This is a genomic window from Olsenella massiliensis, from assembly GCF_001457795.1.
In the GTDB taxonomy this organism is placed as follows: domain Bacteria; phylum Actinomycetota; class Coriobacteriia; order Coriobacteriales; family Atopobiaceae; genus Olsenella_F; species Olsenella_F massiliensis.
On sequence record NZ_LN898211.1, the window covers coordinates 282919 to 300463 of the forward strand.

The window sequence follows — 17545 nt, forward strand, 5'->3', positions numbered from 1 at the left end:
CGAGCGACCCTGTGGGCGTGGCTCCTACCTCCCGCTCTCGCTCACGAGCTCGTGGAGCACCTCGCGGGCCGCGTCAAGCGAGCCCACCTCTGCCTGCCACTGCCAGTTGCCGCAGGCCACGCCCGGCACGTTCATGCGCGCGCCCTCGCCCAAGAGCAGCAGGTCCTGCAAGGGCAGGATGACCACATCGGACGGCGCGTCTGCGCAGGCGCTCAGCAGTCTGCGGGCCACGTCCAGGGCCGCGTGACGGTCGTCAGAATCGGTCATGTGAAGGCCGTAGCGCCGCACCACCCACCCCAGGAGGGTGTTGGTGTCGTGCGTGGAGCTGTAGGCCACGGAGCCGGCGGCGGGATGGTAGCCCTCGCGCACGTCCGCGTCCTGGAACTGGATGATGTCCATGCCCGGGAACCCCGTCAGGGCCGTGAGCGCCCGCACCGCCGGCGTCACGGAGCCCAGGTCCTCCGCCACCACCGGCAGGGCGCCCAGGCGCTCGTGGGCCGTCTTGAAGAGCTCAAGCCCAGGAGCGTAGTTCCAACGGCCCTCGGAGGCGCTTGCGCCCGCCGGGATGCTGAAGTACGACGAGAAGCCCAGGAAGTGGTCGAGACGCACGTAGTCATAGAGCTCGAAGGCGCGCGCAAGACGCCGGAGCCACCATGAGAACCCGTCCTTCCGATGACGCTCCCAGTCATAGGTGGGGTTGCCCCACACCTGCCCCGCCGCCGCGAAGGCGTCAGGCGGACATCCTGCCACCTCGGCGGGCCGCCCGTCCTCTCCCAGCGAGAACAGCTCGCGCTCGGCCCATACGTCCGAGGAGTCGGCCGAGACGTACATGGGCATGTCACCGATTATGGCGACGCCCCGTTCATGGGCGTAGCGACGCAGCTCGCCCCACTGCCGCATGAAGGCAAACTGCAGTCCCAGGACGCGTCGGACGCCCCTCTTGAGCTCCCGCCTGGCGGGCAGGCCCGCATGCCAGCTGCGATAGCGGCTGGGCCACTCCTGCCAGGGGGCGTCGCCCATGCGGTCCTTGATGGCGCGGAAGGTGGCGTACGGCAAAAGCCAGCGCTCGTTGCTCTCGACGAAGCGACGGAACTCCGAGGTCCCCTCAAAGTCCGTGGGCAGGACGGAGGGGCCGTCATCGTCGTCGATGCCCCACATGAGCGAGACGTTGCCGGCAAAGGCCGAGAGGCCGGCGTAGGGCGAGCCAAACTCGTCCGTCGGGTTGACGGGCAGCACCTGCCAGTACCGTGCGCCCGCGCGGGCGAGCGTGTCGATGAAGCGTCGGGCGGGCTCGCCGAGCGTGCCCGCATGCCCGGGGCGCTCCAGGTTGGGCAGCGACGTGATGTGGCACATCACGCCGAGCCCGCGCTCGAGGGGCCTCTGGAGACGAACCTCCTCGTGCGGGTGGATGACGGCGGTCCCCAGCGGCCAGAGGCGAACCTCCACCTGGCCGTCACGCACCTCTTGGCGCGCGCCACTCACCACGTCGTCCGCAATGGGGGCGTCCACCCGGATGCGGACGACGTGCGACTCCGTGAGCGAGGCGTTCACGAGCACGCAGACTGAGCCCCCCTCGCCGCGGCGCCAGAACCCAAAGACGTCATCCCCCTGCGAGAAGGGCTCAAAGCTCCCGTCCGTGAGGGGCGGCAGCGCCCGCCGCAGGGCGATGGCGTTGCGATAGATGGCAAAGCAGTCCTCGTCGACGTGGCCCCAGGGGAAGGTGGCGCGGCAGTAGGGGTCGGCGTAGCCCTCAAGGCCCGCCTCGTCGCCGTAATAGACGCTCGGGACGCCCGGCAGGCACATCTGGAGGAGCGCGGCCACCCAGAGCCTGCTCACGGCCCGGGAGCGTTCGTCCGGGCCCAGGCGAAAGACGCGGCGCTCGTCGTCGGTCAGCTCGTCCGCCTGGGGGGCGTCGCCCAGCACCGTGAGCAGGCGTCTGCGATCATGGCTGCCCAGGAGGTTGAGCTCGCCGGCAAAGCTCTGGGGAGGGTAGTTCTCGTGAAGCGACTGGAGCGTTGCCGCAAGCTCGCCCGCCGTGCGGTTGTTGGTGACAAAGCCCAGCAGGGCGCTGCGCAGGGGGTAATTCATGGTGCCGTCAAGCTCCGAGCCCTGGAAGTAGTGGCGGAGCCTGCCGTAGGACACCTTGTGGGAGGCGTCCTCCCACACCTCGCCGATGACGACGACGTCGGGCCTCTCGGCGAGGGCGGCGCTCTTGATGTCCTCGATGAACTCGTCCGAAAGCTCGTCAGCCACGTCAAGGCGCCATCCACGGGCGCCCAGGCGCAGCCACGTGCGCACCACCCCGTTATAGCCGCAGATGAGCTCACGGAACTCGGGGCTGTCATCGCGCACGGCGGGGAGGTCCTCGACGCCCCACCAGGCGTCGTAGCTGCCGTCGTCCCTGAACGTGAACCAGCTGCGATACGGCGAGGCGTCGCCCTGGAAGGCACCGGGCTCCGCAAACACGCCAGCTCGGTTGAAGTACTTGGAGTCGGCGCCCACGTGGTTGAACACGCCGTCCAGGATGATGGAGATGCCCCGCGCCTCGGCGTCCGCGCACAGGCGGCAAAAGTCCTCCTTGGTTCCCAGGGCTCCGTCTATGCGCAGGTAGTCAACCGTGTCATAGCGATGGTTGGAGCTTGCCGCAAAGATGGGGTTGAGGTAGAGGACCGAGACGCCCAGGCCCCGGAGATAGTCAAGGCGCTCGCGGATGCCCTCGAGCGTGCCCCCGTAGAAGTCCCAGGCGGCGATGCTGCCGTCGGCGTTGCGCTCATAGCTCGGGTAGGTGTCCCATCGTTCGACGAGACGCCGCTCGGGCCCGCGATACGGCGTCGCAAGGTCGCCCTCCACCTGCTCGCGCCAGCCCGCGCCCCGCGCGAAGCGGTCGGGAAAGATCTGGTAGACGACGCCCTGAGCGTACCAGGCGGGCAGCCGCCCGCGTCCCGCGTCGTATACGGTCAGCTGGAACGAGGGTGGCTCCCCGTAGGCGAAGGCCCCCTCCCCGCAGGCGTGCTCGCGAGCCGCCCCGTAGCGCCACACCGCCCCGTCGGCCGCCTGCACCTGAAAGCTGTACCACACGACCTCGGGGCGGTCGGGCACGAAGGTCACCGAGAAGCGCAGGTGGTCACCCTCGACCCTACCCCGCATGTCAAGCAGGCGCTCGCCCCGCTCGTCCACCCAGAGACGCAGGCGGGCGGTCGCCGCCGGCTCGTCCCACACGTCCAGCGACAGCGAAACGGCGCCCCCCGACTGGACGGCGCCGAAAGGATTCCTATAACAAAGCTCTGACGTTACGTGCTTGGCCCTCACGCCTACCTCTTTTGGTCGTACCTGATGATTTCCGGGTGCAGGCCGTGATAGATGCCAAGGTACTCGTCGGCCGCGCGGCTCCAGGAGAAGTCGGTGCCCATCGCCTGCCGTTGTAGCTTAGTCCAAGCCTCCTTATCCGTCCAGAAGACTTCGCAGGCGCCCAGCAGGCAATCGGCCATCTCGTCGGCGTTCATGTTGGTAAAGCGGAAGCCCGTGCCTGCCCCCGTGAACTTGTTGTAGGGCTCGACGGAGTCCTGGAGGCCGCCGGTCTCGCGCACGACCGGCAGGGTGCCGTAGCGCATGGCGATCATCTGGGAGAGGCCGCAGGGCTCGAACTCGGACGGCATGAGCAGGATGTCACCGCCGGCGTACATGCGATGGCTGAGCGCGTTGTCAAAGGCGATGCGGGCGCTCATCATGTCGCCGTAGGTCCAGTCAAAGTACTTGAACGCCTCCTCCTGGTCCTTGTCGCCCGTGCCGAGGACGGCCACCTGGACGCCTCGTTCCATGAGGCGGTTCATGGCGTAGCGCACGAGCCCCAGGCCCTTCTGGTTGGTAAGGCGCCCCACCATGACCACGAGCGGGCGCTCGGGGTCCTCGCGCAGGCCAAGCTCCCGCTGGAGCGCCTGCTTGTTCTGGGCCTTGAGCTCGAGGGAGTCGGCGTCATACTTCAGGGGGATGAGCTCGTCGGTGGCGGGGTTCCAGGCGTCCTGGTCGATGCCGTTGAGAATGCCCTTGAGCACGTTGGAGCGGCGCCGGAAGATGTCGTCCATGCCCTCGCCGAAGAAGGGCATCTGAAGCTCGCTGGCGTAGCTGGGACTCACCGTCGTGATGACGTCCGTATAGCAGAGCGCGCCCTTCATGTAGTTGATGGAGTCGCGGTCACAGTACAGCTGGCCCGCCGCGGTGGGGTTGTCGGCGAGGCCCAGGATGTCCGCGAGGACCTTGTCGGAGTACTGTCCCTGGAACTTGACGTTATGGACCGTGAAGACGGTCTTCACGTTGCGGCAGGCTTCCGACGCCTGGTAGAACTCCCGCAGGAACACGGGGGCAAGGGCCGTCTGCCAGTCGTTGCAGTGAAGGACGTCAACCTGAAGCTCGGGAAGGAGCTCTATGGCCTCGCAGACGGCCTTCGAGAAGAACGCGAAGCGCTCCCCGTCGTCAAAGTAGCCGTAGGCGCTCTCGCGCTTGAAGTAGGCCTCGTTGTCGACGAAGTAGACGTCGATGCCGTCGAGCGTGAGCTTCTCGATGCCGCAGTAGACGCTGCGCCAGGAGAGGGGCACGTAGAAGTCGGCGATGTGCCTCATCCGCCCCTGGTACTCCTCGGGAATGAAGGAGTACTTGGGGAGGATGACCGACACCTTGGCCCCCTTGGCCCTGAGTGCGGCGGGCAGGGAGCCGGCGACGTCGCCCAGGCCGCCCGTCTTCACGAACGGGACGGCCTCCGAGGCGGCGAAGAGTATCTTGATCCTGCGTCTGACGCTGGTTGCCATGAGTCTTCCTTCTGCGGGTGGCGTGAGCTATGCCTCCGCCTTGTCCTTGATGAAGAGGGCGTCGGGGGTGCCGCGCAGCTCGGTATGGGCGGGGACCACGTTGTTACGGTCAACGATCGCGTATTCCACGCGCGCGCCCGTCTCGATGACGCAGCCCTGCATGACGATGGAGTTGCTGACGCTCGCGCCCGTCTCGACGGTGACGCCGCGACCCAGGATCGAGTTGGTGACCGACCCCAGGATCCGCGCGCTGCCCGAGATGCGGGAGTTGGACACGTGGGAACCCGCCTCGAACTTTGCGGGCGCGTTGTCATGCGCCTTCGTGCGGACGGCCCGCCCCTCCGGGAAGAGCTCGGCGGAGATCTTGGGGTCAAGCAGGTCCATGTTGGCGCGGAAGTAGGCATCCTTGTCGAAGATGGCCGCGGCATACCCCTCGTAGTCATAGGTCTGAACCTTGACCCTGCCGTAGTCGGGCGCGAGGGCCTCAAAGAGGTCGAGGTAATCGGTCTGCGCATACCACTCGAGCATCTGAAGCAGCAGCTTGCGGTCAACCACGAAGCAGTCCAAGAAGGCGGTGTCGCCAAACTTGACGCCGTGCTTGACGCCCGTGACGCGCCCGTCCTCAACGGCAAAGCCGCACACGTCCACGTCCTTGCCGGAGGCCTTCTTGGTGAGCACCGTGATGTCGGCCCCGGACGCGCGATGGGCCGCGACGAGGTCGCGGTAGTCCATGTTGTAGACGAAGCTCGCCGTGGTGATGATGCAGAGGTCCGAGCTGCCGCGCTGCATGTACACCTTGTTGTGGGCCAGGTCGCGCAACAGGAAGCGCGAGCCGGTGCGCGAGGTGCCGAAGGCGGAGCCGGGCAGGATGAACAGGCCGCCCTTCTTGCGATTGAGGTCCCAGTCGCGGCCCGACCCCACATGGTCGATCAGGGAGCGGTAATTGTAGGGCATGATCATGCCGACGGTGCGGATGCCGCAGTTGACCATGTTGGAGAGGGCAAAGTCGACGACGCGGTAGCGACCCAGGAAGGGGAGGGACGCCACCGGGCGCACCTCGGAGAGAACGCTCGGATACTTTGTGGAGTAGTTAGCCGTGATGATGCCGAGAATCTTCTCCATGACTACTCCTCCCCCTTTCCGACGACGACGTTGTTGCCGATGACCGCCGTATCCCTGGTCTGGTCCACGCTGCCGAGCACGACGTCCTCCTCGACGGTCGAGTGCTCGCCCAGGATCGCGCGAACCACATGGGCGCCGTCCTTCACGCAGGCGCCGGGCAAAAGCACCGACGCCTCGACGATGGCGCGCTCGCCGATGCAGGCGTCGGTCGAGATGATGGAGTGCACGGCCTTGCCAAAGATGCGGGCGCCGTTGCCCACGAGGCAGTCGTCAATCTCGCCGTGGGGCCCAACGTAGGCCGGCGGCCTTGTCGAGGCGTTGCTCATGATGGGCGCGCCGGCGTCAAACAGGTCGAACGCAGGATGGCTGCCCAAGAGGTCCATGCTCGTCTCGTGATACGACGAGATGGTGCCGACGTCGCGCCAGAAGCCGTTGAACTCATGGGTGTAGAGCCGCTTGCCGTCGGCAAGGAGCTTGGGGATGATGTCGTTGCCAAAGTCGTGCTCGGAGGACTGGTCGACGGCGTCCGCCTTGAGGGTGTCAACCAGCAGTTTGGCGTCAAAGATGTAAATGCCCATGGACGCCAGGTTCGAGTCGGGCTTGTTGGGCTTCTCGGTGAACTTGACGATCCGGGCGTCGGCATCCTGCGTGATGATGCCAAAGCGGGAGGCCTCCTCCCAGGGTACCGGCATGACGGCGACGGTGAGGTCCGCCTCGTGACGCTTGTGGTTGGCGAGCATCTCCTGATAGTCCATGCGATAGAGCTGGTCGCCCGAGAGGATGAGCACGTACTCGGGGTCGTTCTGCTCGATGAAGCCGATGTTCTGCGTCACGGCGTCCGCCGTGCCCGCATACCAGGCGCCGCCCGACTGCGTGGCGTAGGGTGGCAGGATGGAGACGCCCCCGTCGCTTTCGTCGAGGTTCCACGCGCCACCGGTGCCGAGGTACGAGTGGAGGAGGTACGGACGATACTGGGTGAGCACTCCCACCGTCTTGATGCCCGAGTTGGCGCAGTTGGACAGCGCAAAGTCGATGATGCGGTACTTGCCGCCAAAAGAGACGGCGGGCTTGGCGACATCCTTGGTGAGCACCCCAAGCCTGCTTCCCTGTCCGCCGGCAAGAAGCATGGCGACGCATTCCTTCTTGCTCATGACCACTCCCCCTTCATACCTTTCTGGACTGGTTCCTATGCACCAATATGCCAAATGTCAGCCGCGTACTCGCGGATGCTTCGGTCACTGGAGAAATACCCCGACCGAGCTGTGTTGTGGATGGCGTGTCGGCACCAGGGGCGACGGTCGCCGTAAGCGGCGGTGAGCTCCTTCCAGGCGTCAACGTACGAGCGGAAGTCCGCGAGGACCAGGTCATGGTCGTTGCGGGTCATGAGCTCGTCGCGAATCGCCTCGAAGTTACCCGAGAGGCGCGCGTAGGTGCCGTCCGTGAGGCTGTCCACGACCCGACCGATGCCGTCCCGGTCGCCGTTGTAGACGTCCCAGGCCCAGTAGCTGCCGGAGGAGCGCAGGCTGTCGACCTCCTCGGTCCTCAGGCCAAAGATCTTGATGCTGTCGTCGCCGACGAGCTTGGCGATCTCCACGTTGGCGCCGTCATAGGTGCCCAGCGTGATGGCGCCGTTCATCATGAGCTTCATGTTTGACGTGCCCGACGCCTCGGACCCCGCCCACGAGATCTGCTCGGAGATGTCTGCCGCGGGATAGATGAGCTGGGCGTTTGACACCGCGAAGTTGGGCACGAACGCCACGCGGAGGCGGTCGTTGACGCGCGGGTCGTCGTTGACGACGTCGGCGACGGCGTTGATGAGCCTGATGACCTCCTTGGCGAAGGCGTAGCTCTGGGCGGCCTTGCCCGAGAAGATGAAGGCGCACGGACGCACGTCAAAGCCGGGGTCGGCGAGCAGGCGCTCGCGCAGGCTCATGACCTTCATGATGTTGAGCAGCTGGCGCTTGTAGGCATGAAAGCGCTTGACCTGTACGTCGAACACCATGGAGGTGTCAAGCTCGACGCCCGTCTCCCGCTTGACGTAACGGGCGAGACGCGCCTTGTTCCAGCTGCGCGCCTTCTCGAACTCCTCCTGGAAGGCAGGGTCGTCCTCAAAGCGCTCGAGCTGCGAGAGCTCCGAGGCGTCCTTGAGCCAGCCCTCGCCGATGCTGTCGCAGATCAGGCGGGCATAGGCGGGGTTGGCGTTTCCAAGGAAGCGGCGATGCGAGATGCCGTTGGTCTTGTTGTTGAACTTCTGGGGCTCAAGCTCATAGAACGAGCGGAGGGTGCTCTCCTCGAGAATGCCGGTGTGCAGCGCGGAGACGCCGTTGACCGAGTGGGCGAAGATGACCGAGAGGTTGGCCATGCGCACCTGGCCGTCCCAGAGGATGGCGGTGTCGCGCAGCAGGTCCTGCCAGTTGTCACGGTCGCGCGGGAAGTGCTCGAAGTAGCGCTGGTCGACCGCCTCGATGATCATGTAGAGACGGGGCAGAAGCTCGCGGAAGACGCCGATGGGCCAGCGCTCGAGCGCCTCGGGCATGATGGTGTGGTTGGTGTACGAGATGGTGTCGAAGGCTATCTTGAACGCCTGGTCAAAATCGACGCCCTTCTCGTCCACGAGGATGCGCATGAGCTCGGGGCCGCACATGGCCGGGTGGGTGTCGTTGGTGTGAATGGCGATATGGTCGGCAAAGTGCTCCCAGTCCGGCCCGTACTTGGCCTCAAAGGCGCGCAGGATGGTCTGGAGCCCGGCGCTCACGAAGAGGTACTCCTGCTTGAGGCGCAGGAGCCTGCCGTGCTCGCCCGCGTCGTTGGGATAGAGGATCTGGCTGATGGCCTCGACGTCGGACTGGAAGCGCATGGCCTGGGCGTAGTCGCCGGCGTTGAACGCCTGAAGGTCAAAGTCCTCGCTCGCGGGCTCGGCGCTCCAGATGCGCAGGTTGTTGACCGTGGTCCCGCCGTAGCCGATGAGAGGCACGTCGTAGGGGACGGCCTTGACGAGCTGTCCGCCCTCCTGGGTGAACCAGTAGCGGCCGTCCTGCTCGTGGCGCACGACGGTGCCGCCAAACTGCACGAGGACGGAGGAACCGTCGTTGCGCGTCTCCCAGGCGTAGCCGTGCTGGAGCCAGTCGTCCATCTTCTCGACCTGGCGCCCGTTCTCTATCTCCTGGCGGAAGAGGCCGTAGCGGTAGCGCATGCCGTTGCCATGGCCGTTGATGCCCAGCGCCGCCAGCGAGTCCATGTAGCAGGCGGCCAGGCGCCCCAGGCCGCCGTTGCCCAGGCCGGGGTCAACCTCCTGCTCCTCCAGGGCATCGAGCTCAGTGCCCAGCTGACGACAGCCGGCCTTCACGATGTCGCGGCATCCCAGGTTGAGCAGGTAGTTGTCAAGCAGGGGGCCCAGCAAAAACTCGATCGAGAAGTAGTAGACGTCCTTTTCGTCATTGGCGCTCGACGCCACGCGAAGGTTGCGCGACTTGCGGGCTATGAGGCTGGCGAGGGCAAAGTAGCGGTCGCGCTCATCAAGCTTCTCGTAGGTCTTGGCAAAGGTCGTCTGGCAGGACTCGCGATACTGCCTCACAAAGTCGTCAACGTCCGCGAAAATCTCGTTGGAAAAGGGCTCCTGGGTCATCGTCACCTCTCCTTGTGTCACCAGTCAGCAGGCAGGCGAGCCCCCCTCGGGCAACTCGCCTGCCACAACGACCCTATTGTTACATCTTTCAGCCCCGTTTGGCCCAGGGCGCGACGGTCTTTTTCATCCCGACACCTTGCCCCGGGCGCAGGGTCGCCTGGCCGGGGGCGGCTACTTGCCCTTCTTGGCGGTCGCCTTCTTGGCGGTCGCCTTCTTGGTCGCCGCCTTCTTGGCGGGCGCGGCCTTCTTGGCCGCCGCCTTAGACGCCCCGGACGCCGCTGACGACGGGCGGCCCTTGGACGTTGCGGACGTCTTGGACTTGAGCTTCGCCGGGGCCTTGGGCTTGGGAAGCGGCCCGTCAAAGGCCAGGATGAGGCCCGCGAGCGGCGGCACCCTCAGCACGAGCGAGCTCTCGCGCCGGTTCCAGCTGACGTCCTCGGAGGCAAAGCGCACGCCCTCGTTGGTGACGCCCGAACCGCCAAAGGCGACGTCATCGGTGTTGAAGACCTCGCGCCAGTAGCCGGGCCGGGGCAGGCCAAGGCGGAACTCCTCGTGCGGGTTCACGTCAAAGTTGATGAGGATGACCAGGTCGTCCTTGGACTCGTCCCCCTTGCGGACGAAGGTGATGATGTCCTGGTCGGCGTTGTCGGCGTCGATCCACTCGAAGCCCTCGGCGGTGAAGGAGTTCTGCCACAGTGCCGGATGCTCCAGGTAGAAGTGGTTGAGCGCCGCGACGTACCTTTGATGGCGGGCATGGCTGTCGTACTGCTCGGTAAGGAAGTACTCGATGCCTTCGTAGTAGCGCCACTCGATGAACTGGGCAATCTCGTTGCCCATGAAGTTGAGCTTGCCGCCCGTGTGCGTCATCTGGTAGAGGGCGAGCGAGCGCATGCCCGCGAACTGCCGCCAGTAGTCGCCGGGCTGGCGTGTGATGAGCGAGCACTTGCCGTGCACGACCTCGTCATGCGAGAGGGGCAGCACGAAGTTCTCGTTGAACTGATACATCGTCGAGAAGGTCAGGAGCTTGTGGTTGCCCGGCCTCCAGGGAAAGTCGGTCTGCATGTAGTGCAGCGTGTCGTTCATCCATCCCATGTCCCACTTGAAGTGGAAGCCCAGGCCGCCGTCGGAGCTCGGATAGGTCACGAGCGGCCAGGCCGTGGACTCCTCGGCGATCATCATGACGCCAGGGTAATAGGCGCCCACGGCGTCGTTGCACGCGCGCACGAACTGGATGGCGGCAAGGTCCTCCTCCGTCCCCTTCTCGTTGAAGCGCTTGAGGTGGGCGTCGTCGATGCCAAAGTTGAGGTAGAGCATCGACGTGACGCCGTCCATGCGTATGCCGTCAATGTGGTACTCGCCGATCCAGTACAGGAGGTTTGACACCAAAAAGCTGCAGACCTCCGGTCGGGTGAAGTCGAACTTGTAGGTGCCCCAGTCGGGATGCTCCTCCTCCTCGTAGAGCTTGTGGCCGTTAAAGTGCACGAGCCCGTGCTCGTCGCGGCAGAACCCGCCGGGCACCCAGTCCAGGATGACGCCGATGCCCGCCTGGTGGCAGGCGTCGACGAAGTGCTTGAACTGCCGCGGGGTCCCGTAGCGGCTCGTGGGCGCAAAGTAGCCCGTCACCTGGTACCCCCAGGACCCGTCAAAGGGGTGCTCCATGACGGGGAGCAGCTCGATGTGGGAGTAGCCCATCTTCTTGACATACGAGACGAGGTCCTCGGACAGCTCGTCATAGCTCAGGTAGGAGCCGGCGTGGTCGTCGGCGTCCGCGTCGCCGTTGCCCGCGAGGCCGTCGTCGTGCCGCCTCCAGCTGCCCAGGTGCACCTCGAAGATGTTGAGCGGCGCCTTCATCATGCGGCGGTCCCGACGTGACGCGAGATAGGCGTCGTCGGCCCATTCGTAGCCGGTGATGTCCGTGGTGCGCGAGGCGGTGCCGGGAGGGCACTCGGCGAAGTTGGCGTAGGGGTCCGCCTTGTAGAGCAGGTCGCCCTCGGGCGTCTCGATGAGATACTTATAGAGCTGTCCCTCGCGCACGCCCTCGACGAACCCGCGCCAGATGGCCCCCGTCTTCGTGGGCTCCAGATAGGTGGCCTCCTGGTCCCAGTCGTTGAAATCGCCGATCACGCGGACGCTCCTGGCGTCGGGGGCCCAGACGGCAAAGTAGTATCCCTCGACGCCCAGCGTCTCGGCCGGGTGGCTTCCCAGCTTCTCGTAGCTGCGATACCATCGGCCCTCTCCCATCATGTACAGGTCATCGTTGGTGATGAGCAGATCTTCGATGGGCGTGCCCATGGGTGCCTCCCCGGATGGTTGACGTCTGCCGAAATCGTGCAGGTGCATCTGATTCTATTTCATGGGCGAGGCGGGCCAAAGGGCATTCTCGGCAGCGGCGACATTTGCCGGGCCACCCGCACGACAGGCTCGCGCCTTGCCACGCGAGAAGGCGAGCTGCTACAGTCTCTGGCAGAGACCAGGCAGTCGAGGCAAGAGGGATGCGAGGGGGCGCCATGCCACGCGAGTCAAGGGTTGCCCGGCGCGAGCGGGCCATGGAGTTCTGCAGGCGCATGGGCGAGGCCTATCCCGACGTGCAGAGCGCCCTCGCCTTCTCCAACCCCTTTGAGATGCTCATCTGCGTGATGCTCTCGGCGCAGACCACCGACGCGGCCGTCAACAAGGTGACGCCCGAGCTGTTCCGTCGCTGGCCCGACGCGCCCGCCATGGCCGGCGCGGACGTTGCGGAGCTGGGCGAGGTCATCCGCACGATCGGCTTCTGGCGCTCGAAGGCGTCCCACTGCGTCAGCGCCTCGCAGATGATCGTGGCGGACTTCGGCGGCGCGGTGCCCGCCTCCATGGAGCAGCTCGTCCGCCTTCCGGGCGTGGGCAGGAAGACGGCAAACATCGTGCTCAACAAGGCCTTTGGCATCGTGGACGGCATAGCCGTCGACACGCACGTGTTCCGCATCGCCACCAGGCTCAAGTTCACGAGCGCCCCCACCCCCCTCCAGGCCGAGCAGGACCTGCTGGCGCTGCTTCCCCATGAGCTCTGGGCGCCCGTCAACGAGCAGTGGATTCACTTTGGCCGGGAGGTCTGCTCCGCCCAGAGCCCCCGCTGCGACGCCTGCCGCTGCGTGGACATCTGCCCGGTCGCCTTCAAGGCAAACGGAAACCCCCGGCCCCGGACGTCACGCGCGTCACGGACGACCGGGGGCGCACGCCGGCGCGGGAAGGGGGCCTAGCGTGAGCGACTCAAGGCATTTCTGCAGCTGCGACGACGTCTCCTGCCCCCTCAACCCCAACAACCCCAACAACCTGGCGAAGGGGCTGGGCTGCGACGGCTGCATACGCAAGAACCTCTCGCTGGGCGAGGTCCCAAGCTGCATCTTCAAGGCGCTGGGCGACATCGAGAGGTGGGACGACTTCTCGGTCGAGGGCTTTGCGCGCTTTGTGGCCGAGCATCCCCGCGGCGCAGACGAGCGGGAGCGCTGCCGCATGGCGGCGGCCGCCTTCGAGGAGGGCCACGCGACCTAGCCCGTCACGGGACGTGCGCACCGCGCAGGGCCGCGCATGCCTACGCCAACCAGCCCGACGCCTCCCGCCTGCAGAGGCCCTCGGCGGCAAGCTCCCCAAGCAGGCCCTCCACCTGCCCCACGTCCAGCTCGGCACGACCGGCGGCCCGCTCGACCTCGTTGAGCCGGCGCGCGAGCGTCGTGGTGGCAAGCGCCCCCTCGTCGCGCCCCGCCAGCAGCAGTCGCACGAGCTCCGCGCGCTTCTGGCGACGCGAGCCCTCGAAGGCCGACTGACGCCCATGGCCCGCCGAGCGCCTCGACGGGTTCGTGGTCGTGCGCTTGAGGTGCGCGCCGTAGTCGAGCAGGGCGTAATACCAGCTGCGCGGGTCGTCGGACGGGTCCGCGTCGTCGGGCGGGCAGGTGGCCCCGACCAGCGGGGCGAGCTCGCGGTCGCTCACCGACTGGACGCCGGGAAAGAGCTCGTGCAGAAAGACCGACCTCACATTGGTCTCAAGATAGGTTCCGGGCAGATCAAAGGCGAAGGCGCGAATGCCGGCCGCCGTGGCCGGCCCCACGCCCGGCAGCTCAAGCAGACGCTCCGTCTCGCGCGGGAAGACGCCGCCGGCGGCCATGACCTGCCGAGCGGCCCTCCCAAGCGCGATGGCGCGCCGATTGTAGCCCAGGCCCTGCCACAGGGCGAGGACGTCGGCGCTCTGGGCGGCGGCCAGGTCCTCGACGCGCGGGAAGCGCGCGAGCCAGGCCTCCCAGCGACCCTCGACGCGCGACACCTGCGTCTGCTGAAGCATGACCTCGCTCAGCCAGATGCCGTAGGGGTCACGCGTGCGTCTCCAGGGAAGGTCCCGATACAGCCTGCGCCCCTCCTCGCGCACCCGGGCGCGAAAGGCCGTGAGGGAGGGGCCCAGCGAGGCCGACCAGGCGGCACGGTCGAACGGCGCTCGCCGCGCATCGGAGACGACGGCCATGCGGGACCCTACTTCTGCCCCTGCGGGCTCACCAGCTCAAAGCGGTTGCCCTTGCTGAGCACCGGATGCTTGTGCTCAATGATGACGTCGTGCAGGGTCATGGCGTCAAAGTACGACCGCAGGATGTTCTCCGCCTCGCACCAGACCGGGTTGAAGTGGCATTCGGCCGCAAAGGGACAGTAGCCGCCGTCGGGGCCGGCGTGGTCGCACACCGACACCTTGATGGGCCCCTGGAGCGACTCGAGGATGGAGCGAATCGTGGTGGTCCGAGGGTCCACCAGCAGGCGCATGCCGCCCCGCGAGCCACGACTGCTCTCGATGATGCCCCCGCGCGCGAGGTCGCGCTGGATGGAGCGGGCAAAGGTGTAGGGCACACTGCGATTCTCGGCGGCGACGCGCACCGAGATGGTCTCCCCCTCGTTCTCCACCAGCTCGGCGACCATGCGCATCGCATAGTCAAGCTTCTTTGAGAGTTCCACCTCGTGCTCCCTCCTTCGCGAGGCGCAAGACGCCCTCGCGAGCGAACGCTATTTCCAGTCCAGCACGTCCCAGTTGCGGCGACTTGCCACGTGCTTGAGCGTCTTGCCCGGACAGACGGCGTAGGCCTTCTCGGACGCAGTCATGAGGTCCTGGTCGGAGTGGTGATCGCCATACGAGTAGGCGATGGTCCACCTGCCCTTGCCAACATGCTCGTCGGCCCACGCCGCGACCGCCCTCGTCTTCTCGGGACCGGCCACCACCGTGCCGCTGACGTTTCCCGTGTAGTTGCCGTCCGCGTCCTGCTCCATGTCGGTGGCGACGAAGCCGTCCACGCCCAGGACCCGCGCGGCCGCGCGTGCGATGTCGAGGAACGTGGCCGAGACCAGCAGGGTGACGCAGCCCTCCTCCCTGCGTCTGCGCACCTCGTCGATGGCCTCCTGGCGATACCGCTTGAGCAGCACCGCGTCATGGAACTCACGCATGATCCGACGTATCTCCTGGGGCGTGCGATCCGACAGCGCCCCGAAGATCTGCTCGCGCGCCTCGTCCTGTCGGTAGGGCAGATGCAGAAAGTAGCGAGCGCCCCACCATCCCAGGCGCAGGGCGCGCAGGGGGCTCAGCATGCCTCGAGCGATGAGCCAGCGCGACAGGAGGGCGCCCGACTGGCCGCTGATCATGGTGCCGTCGTAGTCAAACACGGCAAGGCGCACGAGTGCCGACGGCGCGTCGTCATGACCGTGCGGAACGCGCGCGGCCGTGCCTTGGTCGGCAGCTGATGCCATGAGTCTCCCTCGCGGTCCCCGTGGGGCGGCGGGCCCCTCGTCACATAGATGTAAAGAGTATTACATAAGTATCATTTTACCGTGGCGCAATCATTTTACCGTGGCGCAATTGACCTGTTTTTTGCAATGTAACGAATGGGCGCATATGCCCCGCATTCTTTGTCGAAGGTCGCAGGTCGCCAGCAAGCGGCAGGTCTCGCGACAAAAAAGAGGGCCCCGACGGGACCCTCTGATCAGGCATGGCGGGATGTAAGGGACTTGAACCCTCGACCTCCGACGTGACAGGCCGGCGCTCTAACCAGCTGAGCTAACACCCCGTTCATTTGGTGCGGAAGCTATTCTACCCAGAAGCCCTCCCCACTGTCTAGGGCAAAGCATGAAAAAGTTTCGTCCATCCGCGCTCCATAACTACGCGAGCGACACGGCGGTCGTGGTGCCGGCGTCATCCGTGACCAGCAGGTCCGACCCCGAGAGCTCGACCTTGACGATCTGGCCCTGGCCGCCCACCGGACGCTCGTCGGCATCGACCACCTGCGCGCCCACCGAGCCCGTGCCCACGGTGTAGGCGAGCACGTCCCAGCTTCCGTCAAGGTTCTCCGGAATGATGATCGCGCCGTTGTAGAGCACGAGCTGGACGGGCGTGCCCGACAGCTGCATGTAGGTCTCGCCGGACTGGGCGTCTGGCGTCTGGCCCACGAGGGCGTACGTGCCGTCGTCCTGCCGCCTCAGCGAGAAGGTCGTGCCCTGGTAGGTCAGGGTGCCGTCTGCGGCGGTCTGGGTCTGCTGGGTCCCCTGCTGGGGGTCCGGCTCGGCGGGCGGCGCGACGAGACAGCTGCGCAGGAAGAGGAGGCCCAGCACGATCATGAGGCCCGCCGCCACCATGATGAGCCAGTGCTTGCGCAGCTGCGCCATGAGGGAGGGCGCGTCGTCGGGCCCTCCCTGCGAGCGACCCGACACCCGCGGGCGGTTACGGCCGGTCAGGCGCATGTCGTCTCCCAGCCCCGTCCGCCTCCATGACGACGTGGAGTCGGGGGATATCCTCCCGATGTTGTCCCTCGTCTCCACCGTGGCGCCCTCCCCCGACGCGATGCGGCTGAACGCCCCCGTCGATTGGGGGTCGACGCCGATGGGGCGCGGGGCGCCCTGCTCGTCCAGGGGGCCGACCGTGGGCAGGCTGGAAGAGAGCCGTGCCCTGTCCGTTTTTGCGTGGGCGGCGTGCTTCCCCCTTCGGGGGGCGGCGTTGACGTCTTGGGCCATTGCCAGACCTCCTTGCGCGTTGGCGCCGGGCTGGCCCGGCGTGTTGCCTATATAGTACGCCGCTCCTCGATGGCGCGGCCCAGGGTCACCTCGTCTGCGTATTCAAGATCCCCGCCGACCGGCAGGCCGCTGGCGAGGCGTGACACCCTGACGCCCAGAGGGGCGATGACCCGCGCGAGGTAGGTGGCGGTCGTCTCGCCCTCGACGTCGGGGTTGGTTGCCAGGATGACCTCGTCGACGCCGCCGTCGGCCAGACGGGCGAGCAGCTCGCGCACGTGGAGCTGGTCGGGGCCAACCTTGTCCATGGGCGAGATGACGCCGCCCAGCACGTGGTAGAGGCCGTGATAGCTCCCCGTGCGCTCGATGGCCGAGACGTCGCGGGGCTCCGAGACCACGCAGATGGCGGAGCGCTCGCGCGACGCGTCGGCGCAGATGTCACAGGTGTCGCGCACCGCGTAGGAAAAGCAGACGGGGCAAAAGTGCACCTGCTGCTTGACCTGCATGATCGCGGACGAGAGCCGGCGGGCCGTCTCGACGTCCGACTCGAGGAGCCAGTAGGCGATGCGCTGGGCGGACTTGGGGCCGATGCCGGGAAGGCGCCCCAGCTCGTCCAGCAGGCGCTGAAGCGCACGGGCGTCCTCGGACGGGCGCAGCCCGCCCGCATCTCCTAGCAGCGACACTAGAAGAGCCCCGGCATGCTCATGCCGCCGGTGACGGCGCCCAGCTGCCTGTTTGCCGCCTCCTTGGCGCTCGAGAGGCACTCGTTGACCGCCGCGACGACCGTGTCCTGCAGCAGGTCGACGTCCTCGGGGTCAAGGGCGTCAGGGTCGATGGTAACGGACGTGATGCGCATGTCGGCCGTGCCGGTGACCTTGACCAGGCCGCCGCCGGCAGACGCGGAGACCTCGATCTGGCCGAGCTTGTCCTGGGCGTCGGCGAGCTGCCTCTGCATCTTCTGCGCCTGCTTCATCATCTGCTGCATGTTCAT

The 17545-nt window shown here is 66.5% G+C and carries 14 protein-coding genes and 1 tRNA gene; 2 read left to right on the forward strand and 13 right to left on the reverse strand.

Annotated features, from left to right (window positions below):
• Positions 1-24: 24 nt before the first annotated feature.
• The 6 genes from BN3001_RS05310 to glgB form a co-directional block, all read right to left on the reverse strand.
• Complete coding sequence (locus BN3001_RS05310; protein ID WP_058270765.1) at positions 25-3309, reverse strand: 4-alpha-glucanotransferase; 3285 nt, start codon at positions 3307-3309, stop codon at positions 25-27.
• 2 nt (positions 3310-3311) lie between these two features.
• Complete coding sequence (glgA, locus tag BN3001_RS05315; RefSeq protein ID WP_058270766.1) at positions 3312-4802, reverse strand: glycogen synthase GlgA; 1491 nt, start codon at positions 4800-4802, stop codon at positions 3312-3314.
• Between the two features lie 27 nt (positions 4803-4829).
• Positions 4830-5924, reverse strand: a complete 1095-nt coding sequence (gene glgD, locus BN3001_RS05320) for a glucose-1-phosphate adenylyltransferase subunit GlgD (protein ID WP_058270767.1) — start codon at positions 5922-5924, stop codon at positions 4830-4832.
• Positions 5925-5926: 2 nt separating this feature from the next.
• Entirely contained in the window at positions 5927-7075 is a 1149-nt protein-coding gene (locus tag BN3001_RS05325; protein ID WP_058270768.1) for a glucose-1-phosphate adenylyltransferase, read from the reverse strand.
• A 35-nt stretch (positions 7076-7110) separates the two neighbouring features.
• Positions 7111-9549, reverse strand: a complete 2439-nt coding sequence (locus tag BN3001_RS05330) for a glycogen/starch/alpha-glucan phosphorylase (protein WP_058270769.1) — start codon at positions 9547-9549, stop codon at positions 7111-7113.
• A gap of 171 nt (positions 9550-9720) precedes the next feature.
• Entirely contained in the window at positions 9721-11841 is a 2121-nt protein-coding gene (gene glgB, locus BN3001_RS05335) for a 1,4-alpha-glucan branching protein GlgB (protein WP_058270770.1), read from the reverse strand.
• A 215-nt stretch (positions 11842-12056) separates the two neighbouring features.
• Here glgB and nth point away from each other — a divergent pair, with 215 nt between their 5' ends.
• Both nth and BN3001_RS05345 read left to right on the forward strand, forming a co-directional pair.
• The gene (gene nth, locus BN3001_RS05340) at positions 12057-12785 is read left to right on the forward strand and encodes an endonuclease III (RefSeq protein WP_058270771.1); all 729 of its coding nucleotides are present in this window, start codon (positions 12057-12059) and stop codon (positions 12783-12785) included.
• Between the two features lies 1 nt (position 12786).
• A complete protein-coding gene (locus tag BN3001_RS05345) occupies positions 12787-13077 on the forward strand; it encodes a DUF6485 family protein (protein WP_058270772.1) in 291 nt (96 codons plus the stop codon).
• A 40-nt stretch (positions 13078-13117) separates the two neighbouring features.
• On the opposite strand, the gene BN3001_RS05350 is transcribed toward BN3001_RS05345, so the two are convergent.
• From BN3001_RS05350 to BN3001_RS05380, 7 genes are all read right to left on the reverse strand, one after another.
• Positions 13118-14038: an HhH-GPD family protein gene (locus BN3001_RS05350; protein ID WP_082630011.1), complete on the reverse strand. Its 921-nt coding sequence runs from the start codon at positions 14036-14038 to the stop codon at positions 13118-13120.
• An 8-nt stretch (positions 14039-14046) separates the two neighbouring features.
• Positions 14047-14517, reverse strand: coding sequence for an RrF2 family transcriptional regulator (locus BN3001_RS05355; RefSeq protein ID WP_058270773.1), 471 nt, complete (start codon positions 14515-14517; stop codon positions 14047-14049).
• Between the two features lie 48 nt (positions 14518-14565).
• Complete coding sequence (locus tag BN3001_RS05360) at positions 14566-15300, reverse strand: HAD family hydrolase (protein ID WP_197407456.1); 735 nt, start codon at positions 15298-15300, stop codon at positions 14566-14568.
• 240 nt (positions 15301-15540) lie between these two features.
• A tRNA-Asp gene (locus BN3001_RS05365) sits at positions 15541-15617 on the reverse strand.
• 91 nt (positions 15618-15708) lie between these two features.
• Positions 15709-16557, reverse strand: coding sequence for a hypothetical protein (locus BN3001_RS05370; protein WP_058270774.1), 849 nt, complete (start codon positions 16555-16557; stop codon positions 15709-15711).
• 47 nt (positions 16558-16604) lie between these two features.
• Positions 16605-17237 (reverse strand): recombination mediator RecR, encoded by a 633-nt coding sequence (gene recR / locus BN3001_RS05375; RefSeq protein WP_407938265.1) that lies wholly within the window; start codon positions 17235-17237, stop codon positions 16605-16607.
• The gene (locus tag BN3001_RS05380; RefSeq protein ID WP_058270775.1) at positions 17237-17545 is read right to left on the reverse strand and encodes a YbaB/EbfC family nucleoid-associated protein; all 309 of its coding nucleotides are present in this window, start codon (positions 17543-17545) and stop codon (positions 17237-17239) included. The genes recR and BN3001_RS05380 overlap by 1 nt, the downstream gene beginning before the upstream one ends.